General features: G+C 70.3%; 13 protein-coding genes and 1 pseudogene. 6 read left to right on the forward strand and 8 right to left on the reverse strand.

Annotated features, from left to right (window positions below):
- Positions 1-124 precede the first annotated feature (124 nt).
- Both ACFSNB_RS17240 and ACFSNB_RS17245 read right to left on the reverse strand, forming a co-directional pair.
- Entirely contained in the window at positions 125-958 is an 834-nt protein-coding gene (locus tag ACFSNB_RS17240; RefSeq protein ID WP_377318833.1) for a CheR family methyltransferase, read from the reverse strand.
- Positions 955-4,383: a response regulator gene (locus ACFSNB_RS17245; protein ID WP_377318835.1), complete on the reverse strand. Its 3,429-nt coding sequence runs from the start codon at positions 4,381-4,383 to the stop codon at positions 955-957. The genes ACFSNB_RS17240 and ACFSNB_RS17245 overlap by 4 nt, the downstream gene beginning before the upstream one ends.
- Before the next feature lie 224 nt (positions 4,384-4,607).
- Between ACFSNB_RS17245 and ACFSNB_RS17250 the strand changes: the two genes are divergently transcribed.
- From ACFSNB_RS17250 to ACFSNB_RS17270, 5 genes and pseudogenes are all read left to right on the forward strand, one after another.
- A complete protein-coding gene (locus ACFSNB_RS17250) occupies positions 4,608-5,711 on the forward strand; it encodes a branched-chain amino acid ABC transporter substrate-binding protein (protein WP_377318837.1) in 1,104 nt (367 codons plus the stop codon).
- A gap of 126 nt (positions 5,712-5,837) precedes the next feature.
- Positions 5,838-6,113, forward strand: a complete 276-nt coding sequence (locus tag ACFSNB_RS17255; RefSeq protein WP_377318839.1) for a hypothetical protein — start codon at positions 5,838-5,840, stop codon at positions 6,111-6,113.
- Positions 6,114-6,142: 29 nt separating this feature from the next.
- Positions 6,143-6,367, forward strand: a pseudogene (locus ACFSNB_RS17260) (CynX/NimT family MFS transporter); the annotation flags it as partial.
- A gap of 115 nt (positions 6,368-6,482) precedes the next feature.
- Positions 6,483-7,343, forward strand: coding sequence for an MFS transporter (locus ACFSNB_RS17265; RefSeq protein WP_377318841.1), 861 nt, complete (start codon positions 6,483-6,485; stop codon positions 7,341-7,343).
- A 204-nt stretch (positions 7,344-7,547) separates the two neighbouring features.
- Complete coding sequence (locus tag ACFSNB_RS17270) at positions 7,548-7,823, forward strand: HU family DNA-binding protein (protein ID WP_377318843.1); 276 nt, start codon at positions 7,548-7,550, stop codon at positions 7,821-7,823.
- Positions 7,824-8,173: 350 nt separating this feature from the next.
- On the opposite strand, the gene ACFSNB_RS17275 is transcribed toward ACFSNB_RS17270, so the two are convergent.
- From ACFSNB_RS17275 to ACFSNB_RS17300, 6 genes are all read right to left on the reverse strand, one after another.
- Positions 8,174-9,025, reverse strand: a complete 852-nt coding sequence (locus tag ACFSNB_RS17275) for an ABC transporter permease subunit (RefSeq protein ID WP_377318845.1) — start codon at positions 9,023-9,025, stop codon at positions 8,174-8,176.
- Positions 9,022-9,930, reverse strand: coding sequence for an ABC transporter permease subunit (locus ACFSNB_RS17280; RefSeq protein ID WP_377318847.1), 909 nt, complete (start codon positions 9,928-9,930; stop codon positions 9,022-9,024). The genes ACFSNB_RS17275 and ACFSNB_RS17280 overlap by 4 nt, the downstream gene beginning before the upstream one ends.
- Entirely contained in the window at positions 9,927-11,072 is a 1,146-nt protein-coding gene (locus tag ACFSNB_RS17285) for an ABC transporter ATP-binding protein (RefSeq protein WP_377318849.1), read from the reverse strand. Before ACFSNB_RS17285 ends, ACFSNB_RS17280 begins: the two co-directional genes overlap by 4 nt.
- A gap of 34 nt (positions 11,073-11,106) precedes the next feature.
- Positions 11,107-12,213, reverse strand: coding sequence for a polyamine ABC transporter substrate-binding protein (locus ACFSNB_RS17290; RefSeq protein WP_377318851.1), 1,107 nt, complete (start codon positions 12,211-12,213; stop codon positions 11,107-11,109).
- A gap of 229 nt (positions 12,214-12,442) precedes the next feature.
- Positions 12,443-13,930: a Ppx/GppA phosphatase family protein gene (locus ACFSNB_RS17295; protein ID WP_377318853.1), complete on the reverse strand. Its 1,488-nt coding sequence runs from the start codon at positions 13,928-13,930 to the stop codon at positions 12,443-12,445.
- 10 nt (positions 13,931-13,940) lie between these two features.
- A complete protein-coding gene (locus ACFSNB_RS17300; RefSeq protein WP_377318855.1) occupies positions 13,941-16,085 on the reverse strand; it encodes an RNA degradosome polyphosphate kinase in 2,145 nt (714 codons plus the stop codon).
- A gap of 89 nt (positions 16,086-16,174) precedes the next feature.
- Between ACFSNB_RS17300 and ACFSNB_RS17305 the strand changes: the two genes are divergently transcribed.
- Complete coding sequence (locus tag ACFSNB_RS17305) at positions 16,175-16,708, forward strand: SixA phosphatase family protein (protein WP_377318857.1); 534 nt, start codon at positions 16,175-16,177, stop codon at positions 16,706-16,708.
- Positions 16,709-16,892: the final 184 nt, after the last annotated feature.

A 16,892-nucleotide genomic window follows, 5' to 3' on the forward strand; every position in this document is an offset into this window, starting at 1 on the left:
CCGGCGCGCCGATCGGGCCGCGCCGCCGCGCCGGCCAGCTCCGCCCCGGTGGGCGGCGGCGGCTCGGGCCGGGACGGGGGGACGGGCGGCGGCGGTTCGGGAGACGCGGGGGGCGCGGAAATCTTCACCGGACGGCCTCCTTCTTGATGAACAGACGGGCGGCGGGATCGAACGGGCGGAACCGGGTCGCCTCCGGCGCCGCCCGCAGCGATTCGTTGCTGCCGAGGCAGAGAAAGCCGTCGCGGATCAGCGCCTCGTCGAACAGGCCGAGCACCCGCCCCTGCAACGCGCTGTCGAAATAGATCAGCACGTTGCGGCAGAGGATCAGGTGCGCCTCGCAGAACACCCCGTCCGAGACCAGATTGTGGTGGGCGAACACGATCCGCCCCCGCAACGCCTCGTGGAACCGGGCATAGCCATAGGCGACGTGGAGATGGTCGCCCAGCCGCGCCCGCCCCCCGGCGGCGCGGTAATCGGCCTCGGCCGCCTCGACCCGGGCCAGCGGATAGATCCCCTCCTCGGCCTGGGCCAGGGCGCGGTCGTTGATGTCGGTGGCGAAGATGCGGGCGCGGGCCAGCAGCCCCTCCTCGCACAGCAGCACCGCCAGCGAATAGGCCTCCTCGCCCGAGGCGCAGCCGGCCAGCCACACCGACAGATGGGGGTAGGAGGCCAGCCGGGGCATCACCTCGTGCCGCAGCGCCGCCAGCGCCGCCGGGTCGCGGAACAGCCCGGTCACCGGCACCGACAGGCTGGCCAGCACCTCGGACAGGAAGCCGGGCTGATGCAGCAGCCGGGGGATCAGGCCGGAAATGCTGCCCTGGCCGAAGGCGTCGCCCAGCGCGGTCAGCCGCCGTTTGAGCGAGGAGCGGGCGTAATGGCGGAAATCGTAGCCATGGCGGGCCCACAGCGCCTCCAGCACCAGTCCGATCTCGATCTCGGCCACCTCGTCCGGGGTCATGGCGCCGGCGCCTCCCCGCGCGGGGGCAGCCAGCGCCGGATCAGGGCGAACAGGCGCTCGATGTCGATCGGCTTGGCGAGATGGTCGTTGGCCCCGGCGGCGAGGCACTGCTCGCGGTCGCCCGCCATCGCCTTGGCGGTCAGGGCCAGGATCGGCAGCTCGGCCAGCCCGGGGCGGCGGCGGATCTCGGCGATGGCGGCAAAACCGTCCATCCCCGGCATCATGATGTCCATCAGCACCAGATCGAACCCCGCCCCCTGTTCGAGCCGGGCCAGCGCCCGGGCGCCGTCCTCGGCGATCTCGACGGTGAAGCCGCGCCCGCGCAGCAGCTTGGACAGGGCGAAGGCGTTGCGCATGTCGTCATCGACCACCAGCACGCTGCGATCGACGAACAGCGCCTCGCGCACCGGGGCGGGCTCGGCCGGCGGTTCGGCCTGGACGCTGTGCAGGAACAGCGCCACCTCGTCCACCAGCCGCTCGGGCGACCGGCTGCCCTTGACTACGATGCTGTCGGTATAGGCCCTGAGGCGCAGGGTCTGGTCGAAGGTCAGCTCCATCCCGGAATGGACCACCACCGGCGGCAGCGCCACCCCGGCGTCGCGGGCGCGGTCGAGCAGGTCGAAGCCGCTGAAATCGGGCAGGATCAGATCGAGGATCAGGCAGTCGAACCGCTCGCGCCCGAGCAGGTCGAGCGCCTCGCCGGCGGTGGCGGCCTCGCGCACCTCGACCCGGTCGCTTTCGACCAGCGGCCGCACCGCCACCCGGAAGGCGTCGTCGTCATCGACCACCAGCACCCGCCGCCCCTCGCCCGCCCCGTCGAGGCCAAGCCGGCTGAACACCCGGTCGAGCTGGGCGCGCTCGACCGGCTTGGTCAGGAAGCCGACCGCCCCGGCCGCCAGCCCGCGCTGGACCTCGGGGCTGCCGGAAAGGAAATGGACCGGAATCGCCCGGGTCTGCGGGTCGTGGCGCAGCGCCTCCATCACCGCCCAGCCGTCGAGCCCGGGCAGGCCGACATCGAGCAGGATCCCGGCCGGGCGCAGGTGGCGGGCCAGCCCCAGCCCCTCGACCCCGTCGCCGGCCCGCACCGGATTGAGCCCGCGCCGCTGGGCCAGATCGCACAGCACCGCGGCGAAATCGTCGTCATCCTCGACGATCAGCACCGTCGCCCCCGCCCCGGCGGCGGGCGGCAGCGGCACCGGCGGGGTGGCGGCGACCGTGGGCGACGCCACCATCGCGTCGGCCGCCGGCGGCGGACGCAGCGGCAGCGCCAGGGTGAAGGTGCTGCCCCGCCCTTCCTCGCTGTCGGCGGTGAGGGTGCCGCCCATCAGGTCGGTGAGGTGGCGGGCGATCGACAGGCCGAGCCCGGTGCCGCCGAACTGGCGCCCGATCGAGCCGTCGGCCTGCTCGAACGCCTCGAAGATGCGGTCGCGCTTGTCGGGGGCGATGCCGATGCCGGTATCGGCCACCTCGACCCGCAGCCGGCCGAGCGGCCCCTCCCCCGCCTCGCCGCAGGGCGGCAGCGCGGTCAGCCGCACCGTCACCCCGCCCTGGGCGGTGAACTTGCAGGCATTGGCGACCAGATTGGTGATGATCTGTTCGATCCGGCCGGGATCGCCGCCGAACGCGGCCGGCACCTCGGGGGCGCAGGTGATGGTGAAATAGAGCCGCTTCTGCCCGGCGATCGGGGCGAAGGTGCGGCGGATCGCGGCGGCGATCTCGGCCGGCCGCACGCTGGTCTCGACCAGTTCGAGCTTGCCGGCCTCGACCTTCGACAGATCGAGGATGTCGTTGATCATCCGCAGCAGGTGGGTGCCGCTGTCATGGATCACCCGGGCGGATTCGATCTGGTCGGGGGTCAGGGTGCCGTCGGCGTTCTCGCAGAGGCCGTGCGACAGGATCAGCAGGCTGTTGAGCGGAGTCCGCAGTTCGTGGCTCATGTTGGCGAGGAATTCCGACTTGAACCGGCTGGCGGCGGCGAAATCGTCGGCGCGCTGGTCGGCGCGGCGGCGGGCCTGTTCCAGTTCGCGCCGCTGCTCCGACAATTGGCGGTTGGCGGCGCGCAATTCCTCGCTCTGGGATTGCAACTCCTCCTGCGACAGGCGCAGTTCCTCGGCCTGCTGGCGGGATTCCTCCAGCAGGCGCTGGCCGAGCAGGCCGCGCTCCAGCACCTCAAGGGTCAGCGCCACCACCGGCAGCGCCGCCTCGATCAGGGCGCGGTGCAACTCGCTGAACGGGGTGAAGGCGGCCAGTTCGATCACCGCCCGGGTCTCGCCCTGGTTGACCACCGGCACCAGCAGCAGCAGCCGGGGCACCGCCGCCCCCACCCCCGACCCGACGGCAACATAGTCCTCGGGCAGATCGGTCAGCAGCAGCGGACCCTGCTGGGCGGCGCATTGCGCCACCAGCCCGTGCCCGGCCACCGCCTGTGCCGCCAGCACCGCCGGATCGTCGCCGCAGCCATAGCCGGCGAAGGGACGGAACCGGCCCTGCTCGCCGTCGCGCAGATGGACCATCCCGACCGCCGCCCCGACCAGCGGGGCCAGCCCGCCGATCAGCGCGGCGGCAAAGGCCTGCGGCGTCTCGGCCCGTTGCAGGGCCATCGTCAACCGGCCGATCTCGTTGCGGATCCAACCCTGGTCGGCGAGGCGGCGGGCGGTGGCCTTGAACACCGCCAGCCCCTCGGTCATCGCCGCGATCTCGCGCGCCACCTGCCCCGCCGGCAGCGGGGTGTCGAGCTGGCCGCCGGCCAGATGCAGCATCGCCCCGCGCAGGGCCCGCAGCGGCCGGACGATGCCGCGCACGATCAGCGCCGCCGCCAGCGCCCCGATCCCCAGCAGGGCCAGCGTCGCCAGCGACAGTTCGTTTTCGAGCTGGTTCTGGCGCTGGCGCGCCTCGGTTAGAAACGCGGCGGCCCGCCGCAGGGAAAAACCGGTCACCGACTCAAGGCTGGCGTCGACCCGCTCGGCCAGTTCGCGGCCGACGGTCTCGTTGCGCGGCCGGGCCTGATCGAAGCGGCGGTCGCGCGCCAGTTCGACCACGTCGTCGCGCAGCGCCCGCCACTGGGTCAGCGACTGTTCGATCCGATCGACATCCTCGCGCGGGCCGAGATAGCGCTCGCGGATCCGCGCCAGCCGGGTGATCAGTTCTCCGTCGCCCTGGGCGATCCGCAGCATCTGCGCCTGCTGGTGCTCCAGCGCCCGCCCCTCGGCCAGATCGGTCAGTTCGCGCGTCATGGTGGTGAAGGCCACCCGCATCAGCAACACCTCACGGTTGACCACGAACGGATGGTCATAAAGACGCGAGGTCACCTCGGACAATTGCTGGGCCCGCACCACCGCCAGGATGCTGACCGCCACCGCCAGGGCCAGCACCAGGGCGAAACCGATGGTCAGGCGCGAGGCAATCGAGCTTTCCCGTACCGACATCCTGGCCTCCGCCGCTGGCCGGAACTAGGTAGAAAGTCTTACGTGAACGACTAAAGTATAGTCTAGCCCATTTCGACCGGCGAGGGAAGCACGCTGCAACGGCAGGCTGAATCCGCCCCGCCGCCCGTCGCCCCTGGCGGAACCGAAACGAATCCGCGCTGGCGCCGGCGGGGTCGGCTGCTACACTGGCCGCGATTGGCTTCGATGCGCGCAAGGAGGGCGGCATGCTGGGTGGAAGGAAGATGGCGGTGGCGGCCGGGCTGGCGGCCCTGCTGGCGGCGGCGCCGGCACAAGCGGACATCCTGCTCGGCCTCGCCGGGCCGATGACCGGGCCGAAGGCCACCTTCGGCGAACAGTTCGATCATGGCGCGCGCAAGGCGGTGGCCGACCTCAACGCCCGGGGGGGCGTGCTGGGGCAAAAAATCGTCCTCACCTACGGCGACGATTCGTGCGAGCCGAAACAGGCGGTGGCGGTGGCCAACGAACTGGTCGGCAAGAAGGTGGCGGCGGTGATCGGCCATTTCTGTTCCGCCTCGTCGATCCCCGCCTCCGAGGTCTATGCCGAGACCGGCACCCTCGAGATCTCGCCCGGCACCACCAGCCCGGTCTATACCGAGCGCGGCCTGCCCGGCCTGTTCCGCGTCTGCGGCCGCGACGACCAACAGGGCCGGGTCGCCGCCGAATACATCGCCCGGGTGTTCAAGGGCCAGCCGGTGGCGGTGATCCACGACCGCTCCGCCTACGGCAAGGGGCTGGCCGACCGCACCCGCGACGAGCTGCACCGGCTCGGGGTCAAGGAAGTGCTGTACGAGGCGATCACCGCCGGCGACCGCGACTTCTCCGCCCTGGTCACCCGGCTGAAATCGGAAAAGGTGGCGGCGCTGTTCCTCGGCGGCTACCACGCCGAGGCCGGGCTGATCGTGCGCCAGATGCGCGACCAGGGCCTGAAGACGGTGCTGATGGGCGGCGATTCGCTGGTGACCGGCGAGTTCTGGGCGATCACCGGCCCGGCCGGCACCGGCACCCTGATGACCTTCAGCCCCGACCCGCGCAAGGATCCGGCCAACGCCGAGCTGGTCAAGTATTTCCGCGCCCAGAATTACGAGCCGGAGGCCTACACCCTCTATACCTACGGCGCGATCCAGGCCTGGGCCCAGGCGGTCGAGAAGGCCGGCACCACCGACCCGGTCAAGGTCGCGGCGGTGCTGAAATCCGGCCAGTTCGACACCGTGCTGGGCAAGATCGGCTTCGACGCCAAGGGCGACGTCGCCGCGCCGGGCTATGTGATGTATCAGTGGAAGAACGGCGGCTACGACTACGCCCCGTAACGGAAACGGGGCGGCGGCGGCGCCGTCACCCCCCTCGCGTCGTCTCCCGCGCGCCCCGGACCGCCGGGGGGAGCACCGTCCCGCCGGGACGGCCCGGGGCGCCCGTCCTGACCGGAGCCCGTCCCCATGACCGAACCCACCCGTCTGGTCGCCGACCTGCCCGACCTCAAGCTCGAGATCCTGCACCGGCCGGATCCCGAGGCCGGCCTCGACCATTTCTATCTCCACCTCGCCCTGCCGCCGGCCGTGCTGGCCTCGCCCTTCGCCGCCTGGGCCGCGCTGGGGCAGGCCACCGCCCAGGCCACCGCCCAAGCCTGGCTCGGCCTCGCCCAGGCCGCCGCCCAGCCCTGGGTCGCCGCCTGGGGCGCCCTGCCGCCGCCGCGCCGCCCCGGCCAGGACTGATCCCCGCCGCCGCCCGTGAGTCCCCCCCGATGACTTCCCCGCTTTCCCGCACCGACTGGCCCGGCGTGCTGCTGACGGTCGGGGCCGGCGTGGTCGGCGCCTTCCAGGTCGGCAAGGCGCCGATCGCCCTGCCCCAGATCCGCGCCGAACTCGGCCTCGATCTGTCCCAGGCCGCCTGGATTCTGTCGCTGCTGCCGCTGACCGGTGCCCTGACCGGGGCGCTGCTCGGCGGTCTGGTCACCCGGCTCGGCCCGCGCCGGGTGCTGCCGGCCGCCCTGCTGCTGATCGCCGCCGCCAGCCTGGGCGGCGCCCTCGCCCCCCGGTGCCGCCGCGCTGCTGGTCAGCCGGGGGATCGAGGGGTTCGGCTTCATGCTGGTGATCATCGCCGCCCCGGCCCTGGTCACCCTCGCCACCACCCCGGCCGACCGGCCGCTGGCCTTCGGCCTGTGGGGCTGCTTCATGCCGTTCGGGATGGCGGTGGCGATGCTGGCCGCGCCGCTGCTGCCGACGCTCGGCTGGCGCGGGCTGTGGCTGGCGATGGCCGTCCTGCTGGCCCTGGCCGCCCTGCTGGCGTGGCGCCGGCTGCCCGCCGCCCCCGCCCCCGCCGGCCTCGGCCTCGGCGCCGCCCCGGCCCGGCTGCTGCACGACCTCGCCCACACCCTGGCCGCGCCGGGGCCGCGCCTGCTGGCGCCGCTGTTCCTCTGCTACAGCGTCTGCTACATCGGCCTGACCGGCTTCCTGCCCACCCTGCTGATCGAGCGGATGGGGATCGCGCCCGGCGGCGCCGGCCTGCTGACCGCCCTGGTCGCCGCCGCCAACATGATCGGCAACCTCGCCGCCAGCCCGCTGCTGCGGCGCGGCGTGCCGGCATGGCGGCCGATCCTGGCCGGCGCCCTGACCATCGCCGCCACCGCCGGCCTGATCTATCTGCCCGCCACCCCGGCCCCGGTCGCCTATGCCCTGGCCCTGCTGTTCTCCGCCGTCGGCGGCCTGCTGCCCGCCTGCCTGTTCGCCGCCGCCGCCGCCCACGCCCCCACCCCCCGGCTGGTGCCGGTGGCGCTCGGCCTGCTGATGCAGGGCAGCACCATCGGGCAGGTGCTGGGGCCGGTGCTGGTCGGCACCGTCGCCACCGCCTGGGGCTGGAGCGCGGTGGGACCGCTGCTGGCCGGGGTGATCCTGACCGCCGCCGCGCTGGCGCTGGCCCTGCGCCGGCTGCCGCCCCCGGCCTGAGGTTTTGACCCGATCCCCCGCCGCGGCCCCACGTTTTTTGCGGGGGAAAAACGTCAACAACGCGCCACAGCCTGTTGTCTTGCGCCAAGAAAATGGCCAGAGTGGCTGCCGTCGCCGTTCCCAAGGCGGGCGGTCCCGGCCGGTCGATGCACGTCATGGCGGCCGGACCGGTTCGGTTCTCATCGATCTCGATAGAGGGGGCTCATGAACAAACAGGAACTGGTGAACAAGGTCGCCGAACTGAGCGGCCTGTCCAAGGCCAACGCCGACACCGCCGTCGCGGCGCTGTTCGACGCCATCACCGATGCTCTCAAGCAGGGGGAAGAGGTCCGCATGGTCGGCTTCGGCACCTTCTCGGTCAGCCAGCGCGCCGCCAAGGAAGGCCGCAATCCCCGCACCGGCGAGACCATCGCCATCGCCGCCGCCAAGGCGGTCAAGTTCACCGCCGGCAAGGGACTGAAGGACACCGTCAACCCCTGACCACGAACCGCGCGCCGCGACGCTGCGGGAGCGATGCGGCGCACGTCTTTGTTTCCAAAAGAGTATTCGCTTACGCCACCCGAACCGCGGCCGGGGCGGGACCGCGGGATTCTCTCTTTAAAAATCAATGGGTTGTCAGGCGTTGGGCGGTTTCACGGGAAACCGAGGGTGATGTGGGCTCCGCCCACACCCGCCAAGGGCCACAAGGCCCTTGGATCCCCTCAATGGTCGGGCGCGGACCGGCCTGTCAGCTTGGGCGCTGATGTTTGCCGCGCGAAGGACAAGGACAGGGTTCCAAGGGCCTACGGCCCTTGGCGGGTGCGGGCAGAGCCCGCGAATCGTCTTTTGAATCAGGCGCGGTGGGGGGAACTGGTCTCGATCCCATGCGGGCGGTGATGCTCGCGATTGAGCATCACCCGGCCCGCGACCGCCATCGCCACCGCCACCAGCGCCACCACCAGCGTCGCCAGCGCGTTGATCTCCGGGCTGACGCCGAGGCGGACCTTCGAGAAGATCACGATCGGCAGGGGGGTGGCCCCCGGGCCGGAAACGAAGGCCGAGATCACCACGTCGTCGATCGACAGGGTGAAGGCCAGCAGCCAGCCGGCCAGCAGCGCCGGGGCGATGATCGGCAGGGTGATCACCAGGAACACCTTGGCCGGGCGGGCGCCGAGATCGAGCGCCGCCTCCTCCAGCGAGGCATCCATCTGGGCAAGGCGCGACTGCACCACCACCGTGACGAAGGACAGGCTGAAGGTGACGTGGGCGATGACGATGGTGGTCATCGAGCGGCCCTCGGGCCAGCCCAGGGTCTGTTCCATCGCCACGAACAGCAGCAGCATGGCGAGACCGGTGATGATCTCCGGCATCACCAGCGGCGCCGCAATCATCCCGGTGAACAGGGTCCGGCCGGGGAAGCGGCGGAAGCGCACCAGCACCACCGCGGCCAGGGTGCCGAGGATGGTGGCGATGGTGGCGTTGAGCACCGCGACCTGGAGGCTGAGCCACGCCGCGTCCAGCACCTTCTCGTCCTGGACCAGCTCGGCGTACCATTTGGTCGAAAAGCCGCCCCACACCGTCACCAGCCGCGAGGCGTTGAACGAGTAGATGATCATCACCACGATCGGGACATAGAGGAAGGCGTAGGCCAGCCCCAGCAGGGCATAGAGGGCCACCGCGCGGTTGCGCCCCCAGGCGATCATCGCGTCGTCTCCGTTTCGCTGCTCTGGAGTTTCTGGAAGATCATCACCGGCACCACCAGCAGCAGCAGCATCGCCACCGCCACCGCCGACGCCACCGGCCAGTCGCGGTTGTCGAAGAACTCCGCCCACAGCACCTTGCCGATCATCAGCGTGTCGGGGCCGCCGAGCAGGTCGGGAATCACGAACTCGCCCACCGCCGGGATGAACACCAGCAGCGAGCCGGCGACGATCCCCGGCAGCGACAGCGGCAGCGTCACCGACAGGAAGGCGCGGAACGGCCGGCAGCCGAGGTCGGCCGCCGCCTCCAGCAGCGACAGGTCCATCTTCTCCAGCGTCGCGAACAGCGGCAGCACCATGAACGGCAGATAGGAATAGACCATGCCGATCAGCACCGCCCGGTCGGTCTCGAGGATCTGGAGCGGGGTATCGATCACGCCGAGCCACAGCAGCAGGCTGTTGAGCAGGCCCTCGGTCTTGAGGATGCCGATCCAGGCATAGACCCGGATCAGGAACGAGGTCCAGAACGGCAGCGCCACCAGCAGCAGCAGCCAGTTGCGCGCCCCGCGCGGCGCGCGGGCGATGGCATAGGCGGCGGGATAGCCGATCAGCAGGCAGCACAGGGTGGCGATCGCCGCCAGCCGCAGCGAATTGACGTAGGCGAAGGCGTAGAGTTCGTCGCCGAACAAGGCGGCGAAGTTGGAAAAGGCCAGCCGGATCGTCAGCACCGCCCCCTCGCCCCATTCCAGCAGCGGGGTATAGGGCGGGATCCCCATCATCGCCTGCGACAGGCTGATCTTGAGGACGATCAGGAACGGCACCAGGAAGAACACCACCAGCCAGGCATAGGGCGGCAGGCCGACCAGCAGGCGCCCCCAGCGGCGGGTCGCCCGGCCGAGCGCCCTCATCGGGTCAGCACCAGCGCGTTGCCGGGATGCCAGGCGAGGGTCACCTCGTCGTCCCAGGTCAGTTCCTGTTCGCCGGTGTGGCGCAGATTGGTGCGCAGCACCTCGACCCGCCGGCCGGATTTCAGCGCGACGTGGAAGATCGAGACGTCGCCGAGATAGGCGATGTCGGCGACGGTGCCCTGGACCTGATTGACCACCTCGGCCGGGATCGCGCGCGGCGACACCATGATCTTTTCCGGGCGGACCATCACCGTCACCGGGGCGCCGACCGGCACCGCGCCGGCATGGGCCACCGCCACCTCGCCGTCCAGCTCGGGGCAGTTGACCACCAGCAGGTCGCGCGATTCCGACACCACCACGCCCTCGAACATGTTGGCGGCGCCGATGAAGTCGGCAACGAAGCGGGTGCCGGGATATTCGTAGATCTCGACCGGGGTGCCGACCTGTTCGAGACAGCCGGCGTTCATCACCGCGATCCGGCTCGACATCGTCATCGCCTCGCCCTGGTCGTGGGTGACCATCACGAAGGTGATGCCGACCCGCTCCTGGATCCCGACCAGTTCGAGCTGGGTGCGTTCGCGCAATTGCCGATCGAGCGCGGCCAGCGGCTCGTCGAGCAGCAGCACCTTGGGCTCCTTGGCCAGACAGCGGGCCAGGGCGACCCGCTGGCGCTGGCCGCCGGACAGTTGGTCGGGCTTGCGCCCGCCGAACCGGCCCATCTGCACCAGCTCCAGCACGTCGCGCACCTTGTCGCGGATCCGCGCCTTGGGCAGCCCGTCCTGTTTCAGCCCGAAGGCGACGTTCTGTTCCACCGTCATGTGGGGGAACAGGGCGTAGGACTGGAACATCATGTTGACCGGACGCTCATAGGGCGGGATCGACGACATGTCGATCCCGTCGATGAAGATCCGACCCTCGGTCGGGGTTTCGAACCCGGCCAGCATCCGCAAAAGGGTGGTCTTGCCGCAGCCGGACGCGCCGAGCAGCGAGAAGAACTCCCCCTTGTGGATCGAGAGGTCAACCTGATCGACCGCGACGAAGTCGCCGAACCGCTTCGAGATGGCCTCGAAACGGATCAGCGGCACCGCGTCGGGATCGGTCCAGGGAGCGAAGGTGGGGCGTTGCGCGACCGCCTGGGCCATATCGACGTTTACTCTGAGGTAGGGACGGGCGCGATCAGCGGCCGGTCTTGACGTTGGTCCACAACCGGGTGCGCTCGCGCTCCTTGGCAAGGTCGGCGGGCGGCACCTGGAACTCCTTCGCCAGCACCTCGGCCGGCGGATAGATCACCGGATCGTTGGCGATCTCGGGCTTGATCAGCGGCTTGGCCGCCGGCACCGCGTTGGCGTAGCCGGTGGTGTTGCTGACCGCGGCGATGATTTCCGGCTGGAGCAGGAAATCGATGAACTTGTGGGCGTTGTCGGGATGGGGCGCGTCGGCCGGGATCGCCGCCGCGTCGATGTTGAGCACCGCCCCTTCCTTGGGGATGAAGATGGCGAGATGGACGCCCTTGCCCGCCTCGTTGGCGCGGTTGCGGGCCTGGACCAGATCGCCGACATAGCCCTGGGCGACGCAGGTGTCGCCATTGGCCAGATCGTTGATGTACTTCGAGGAATGGAAGTACTTCAGCGACGGGCGGATCTCCTTGACCGTCGCGGCGGCCAGCTTCAGATCGTCGCTGGCGAGGCTCGACCCGTCCTTGCCGCGATAGAGCAGGGCCGCGGCGAACGCCTCGGTCGGGGTGTCGAGCAGGCTGACGCCGCAGGCCTTGGCCTTGCCGATCTGGGCCGGGTCGAACAGCAGCGACCAGCTGTCGGGCTTCACCCCCGGCAGCGCCTTGCCCAGCTTGTCGATGTTATAGCCGATGCCGGTGGCGGCCATCATGTAGGGCACGGCATAGAGGTTGCCGGGATCGGCCACCGCGCCCAGCGTCTTCATCACCGCCGGATCGAGGGCGGCGTAATGGGTCAGCTTGCTCTTGTCGAGCTTGCGGAACACCCCGGCCTTGATCTGCTGGGCCAGGAACGGCGAGGCGGAGGGAAACACCACGTCATAGCCGGAATGGCCGGCCTGCAACTTGGTCTGAAGGATCTCGTTGCTGTCATAGACGTCGTAATTGACCTTGATCCCGGTCGCCTGGGAGAATTTCTCCAGCGTGTCGGGCGCGACATAGTCCGACCAATTATAGACGTTGAGGACCTTTTCCTCCTCGGCCCGGGCCGAGAAAGACACGATCGAGGCCGCCGCCGCCAGGGCAACGAGACCGGTCAAGCCCACACGCATCGCCATCATCCTTTCCCGTGAGACGGGCTCGCCCGCCCTCCCCGGCACGCCCCCGCGGCCCCGGATCGGGTGTGAGTTTTCGGGGCGTTCCGCCGCCTTGTCAACGATCAATCCACCCCGCCGCCATTTCTTCTCGGCAGCGACGGGACCGGACGGGCAGAACCGCACCAAGTCTTTGATTTCATTCAGGCGAATCGGGGGGACGCCGTCCCCCCGCGCGCGCGCCGCGCTAGCCCAGCCGCCGCACCAGCAGCGCCTCGCACCCCAAGGTGCGGGCGAGACGGTCGAAGGCGCGGTCGGGATCGAGGGCGAAGGCGGGATTGGCCGCCGGCACCTCGAGCACCAGATAGGGCGGCTCGGCCACCAGCCGGGTCTGGCGCAGCAGGTTGGGCGCCCCGCCCGACAGGGTGTGGGCCAGCCGCAGCGCCAGCCCGACCACCCGGGCCCGCCGCACCGAATCCTCGTCGAGCAGCTGGATCGCCTGGGCCAGCGCCGGGATGTCGTCGCCGCCCTGATAGCGGCAGGCGACGGTCAGGGCGATCGCGGCGCGGTCGTCATGGGCCACCCCCATGAAGGGCAGCCGCAGGATGCGCAGGAAGGCCTGCTCGGCGCGGTAATCGGGATGCTCGTTCCAGAAGATGTCCGACAGCAGGCAGGCGGCATGGCGCAGCCGGGCCTGATGGGCGCTCTCGACCGGGAACAGCGGCGCCATCCACGCCAGCAGTTCGTCGCCATGGGCGGGGAAGCGGGAATTGCGCTCGGCCATCCGCCGGCAGATCGCCAGCAGCGGGTCCTCGACCCGGCAGGATTCGGGCAGGCGGCGGAAGAACTGGCCCTCGCGCATGCCATAGATCGAGAACACCAGCCGGCTGGGGCCGATGGCACGGAACACCCGCTCCAGGATCAGCGCCGCCAGCGGCAGGCCGGGGATCCGCTTGCGCGACAGGCCGGCGATCCGCTCCAGCCCCTTGCGGTTCTGCCCGGCGGCGAGGCCGAGCAGCCGCAGCGCGACATCGGCCTCAAGGGCGAAATTGTCCAGCACGCTGAGCGGGTGGCCGGTCTGGGCGATGCAGAAGCGGGCCAAGGCGCGCCACGCCCCGCCGACGGCATAGAGGTTGCGCCCCCGCCCCTCCCCCAGCCAGGGAATCCCGGCCAGATGGCGTTCGATCAGCTCCTGGGCGCGGGCGCGGTCGTCGCCCGAGGCCTCGGCCAGCCGCAGCAGGCCGAGCGGCATGGTGACATGGGCGCCGGGCGCGCCCTGCTGCACCGTCACCAGTTCGAGCGAGCCGCCGCCGAGATCGGCCACCACCCCGTCGGCGTCGGGCGAGCCGCACAGCACCCCCATCGCCGCCATCTGCGCCTCCTCGGCGCCCGACAGCACCCGGATCGCCACCCCGCAGCGTTGTTCGAGCTCGGCGACGAAGTCCGCGCCGTCGCTGGCGTCGCGCACCGCCGCGGTGGCGAGGATGTCGAGCCGGTCCACCGCCATCGCCCGGCACAGCGCGACGAAGCGGCCGACCGCCACCCGCGCCGCCGCGACCCCGTCGGGATTGAGCCGGCCGCTGGCGCCGAGGCCGCGCCCGAGGGCGCACACCGCCTTTTCATTGAACAGCGGCACCGGCACCCGGTGGGCGAGGTCGTAGACGCAGAGGCGGATCGAGTTGGACCCGATGTCGATGATGCCGATCGGGTCGATGCGGTTTTCCAGGGTGTACATCGCTCTCCCCCTACCCCGCCCGGCCGACCCGCTGGGCCGGCCTGCGTCCGTGATGCAGCGCGCTGCCGCGCCCGGACAGAGACGGATAGGTCATGAAATAGGTGTGGGCACAAAACGCCTCCGCCGGGGCGGCGACGCGCTGGTAGCGCCCGTCCGGGCGCAGCAGCCAGGACTGGGCCTCGTCCTTGAGGTTGGCGACCATGATCTGGTGCAGGATCTGGGCATGGACGGTGGGATTTTCGATCGGCACGAAGGTCTCGACCCGCCAGTCCATGTTGCGCGGCATCCAGTCGGCCGAGGAGATGAACACCTTGGCCTGCCGCGACGGCATGCGGTGGCCGTTGCCGAAGCAGACGATCCGGCCATGTTCGAGGAAGCGGCCGACGATGCTCTTGACCCGGATCCGCTCCGACAGGCCGGGCAGGCCGGGCCGCAGGCAGCAGATGCCACGCACCACCAGATCGATCTTCACCCCCGCCTGCGAGGCGCGGTAGAGCGCGTCGATCAGGACCGGATCGACCAGGGCGTTCATCTTGGCCCAGATCGTCGCCGGCCGCCCGGCGCGGGCATGGGCGATCTCGGCCTCGATCAGCTCGATCAGACTCTGACGCAGCGACAACGGCGCGATCACCAGCTTCTCCAGCGCCTCGGGCCGGGCATAGCCGGTCATGAAGTTGAAGGCGCGGGCGGCGTCGCGGCACAGGCCCGGATCGCAGGTGAAGAACGACAGGTCGGTATAGACCTTGGCGGTGATCGGGTGATAATTGCCGGTGCCGAAATGGACGTAGGAGGCCAGATTGGCCCCCTCGCGCCGCACCACCAGCGAGATCTTGGCGTGGGTCTTCAACTCCATGAAGCCGAACACCACCTGGGCCCCGGCGCGTTCGAGATCGCGCGCCCAGCGGATGTTGGCCTCCTCGTCGAAGCGGGCCTTCAGCTCGACCATGCAGGTCACCGACTTGCCGGCCTCGGCCGCCTCGACCAGGGCCTTGACGATCGGGCTGTCGGCGCTGGTGCGGTAGAGGGTCTGCTTGATCGCCACCACCTGCGGGTCGCGCGCCGCCTGCCGGATGAACTGGACCACCACGTCGAAGCTTTCGAACGGATGGTGGACGACGAAATCCTTCTTGCGGATCGCGGCGAAGCAATCGCCGCCGAAATCGCGCACCCGCTCGGGGAAGCGGGCGTGATGGGGGGCAAACAGCAGATCGGGGCGTTCGTCGATGATCAGGCTGTCGGTATCGACCAGCCCGAGCAGGCTGTCGATCTCGAACACGTCCTCCTCGTCGGCATGCATCGCCCCGATCACCAGCCGGCGCAGATCCTCGGGGGTGCCGGCGCTGAAGGTCAGGCGGATGACATGGCCGCGCCGCCGCCGCTTGAGGGCGGATTCGAACACCCGCACCAGATCCTCGGCCTCCTCGTCGATTTCCATCTCGGAATCGCGGATGACGCGGAACTGGCCGGACGAGCCGACCTGGAAGCCGGGGAACAGCTGGTCGAGGAACAGCAGGGCGAAATCCTCGATCGGCAGGAAGCGGGCCGGGCTGCCGGGCAGACGGGTGAAGCGGCCGATCTGGGCCGGCAGCGGCAGCAGGGCGCGCAGCACCTCGCCATCCTCCAGCCGGGTCAGGTGCAGCACCAGGGCGAAGCCGCCATTGGGCAGGAACGGAAACGGATGGGCCGGATCGATCGCCAGCGGGGTCAGCACCGGGAAGACATGGTCGAGGAACCGGCGCTTCAGCCAGGCGCGATCCTCGTCGGACAGTTCGTCCGGCCCGATCACGGCGAGGCCGGCGGCGCGCAGTTCGGCCTTCAGCTCGTGCCAGCCCCGTTTCTGCGCTTCGAGCAGATCGGCGACGGCGCGGTTGATCTCCTCCAGCTGGCGGGCCGGGGTCAGCCCGTCCTGGCTGGGGCTGATCACCCCGGCCTCGACCTGCCCCTTGAGGCCGGCGACGCGGACCATGAAGAATTCGTCGAGATTGGCCGCCGAGATCGACAGGAAGCGCAGCCGCTCCAGCAAAGGGTGGTGCGGATTGAAGGCTTCCTCGATAACCCTGGCATTGAAGGCCAGCCAGGATAACTCCCGATTGATGAAGCGGTCCTTGGACTCGATGTCGATGCAGGCGGGATCGACTGACGCCGGAATTGTCACCTCTGCTTCTCCGAACGGGAGGGAATCTGGCCCCGCGATCTGTTATATAATCTCCCGATCGTCCTGTCATGGCCGAGGCTGAACGCCCGATGCGAAAACTGTTCCTGTTGCGCCACGCCAAATCGAGTTGGGACGATCCGATCCTGCCCGATTTCGACCGCCCGCTGAGCAACCGCGGCCGTGACGCCGCCGCCCGTCTTGCCGCCTTCATCGATCAGAACGGCCTGGCCCCGCAACTGGCGCTGGTTTCCTCCGCCCGGCGCGCCCGCGAGACCTGGGAGGCGCTGGCCCCCGCCCTGCCCTCGGTGCCGACCCGGTTCGAACCCGGCCTGTATGCCGCCGGCCAGACCGACCTGCTGCGCCGGCTGCGCCAGATCGATCCCGCCGTCGAGCGGGTGATGCTGGTCGGCCACAATCCGGGACTGGAACGGCTGGCCGACATCCTCGGCGCCGGCAAGGGCGAGACGATCGCGCTCGACCGCCTCGCCCGCAAATACCCCACCGGCGCCCTGGCCGAACTGTCGCTCGACATTCCGGGCTGGGAAGCCCTGGTCCCCGGCTGCGGCGAACTGATCCGCTTCACCCGCCCGGTCGATCTCGATGGGGTCACCGACGACGAATAAGGGGCGGGTGATGCCGGATTGGCGGGGCTGCCGCCCCGCACCCCGCCTGGAGGCTGGCGCCTTGTATCTTGCGTTCACCAACGTCGAGCAACGAAAACGTTGGAGCGATGGGGCCGGTGGCCACCGGCCCCATCGCGCGGCGGGCGGCGCCCGAGTACGCCTCGGTTACAACCGCTCTGGAGCA

The sequence above is a fragment of the Phaeospirillum tilakii genome (assembly GCF_042683125.1).
In the GTDB taxonomy this organism is placed as follows: Bacteria; Pseudomonadota; Alphaproteobacteria; order Rhodospirillales; family Magnetospirillaceae; genus Phaeospirillum; species Phaeospirillum tilakii.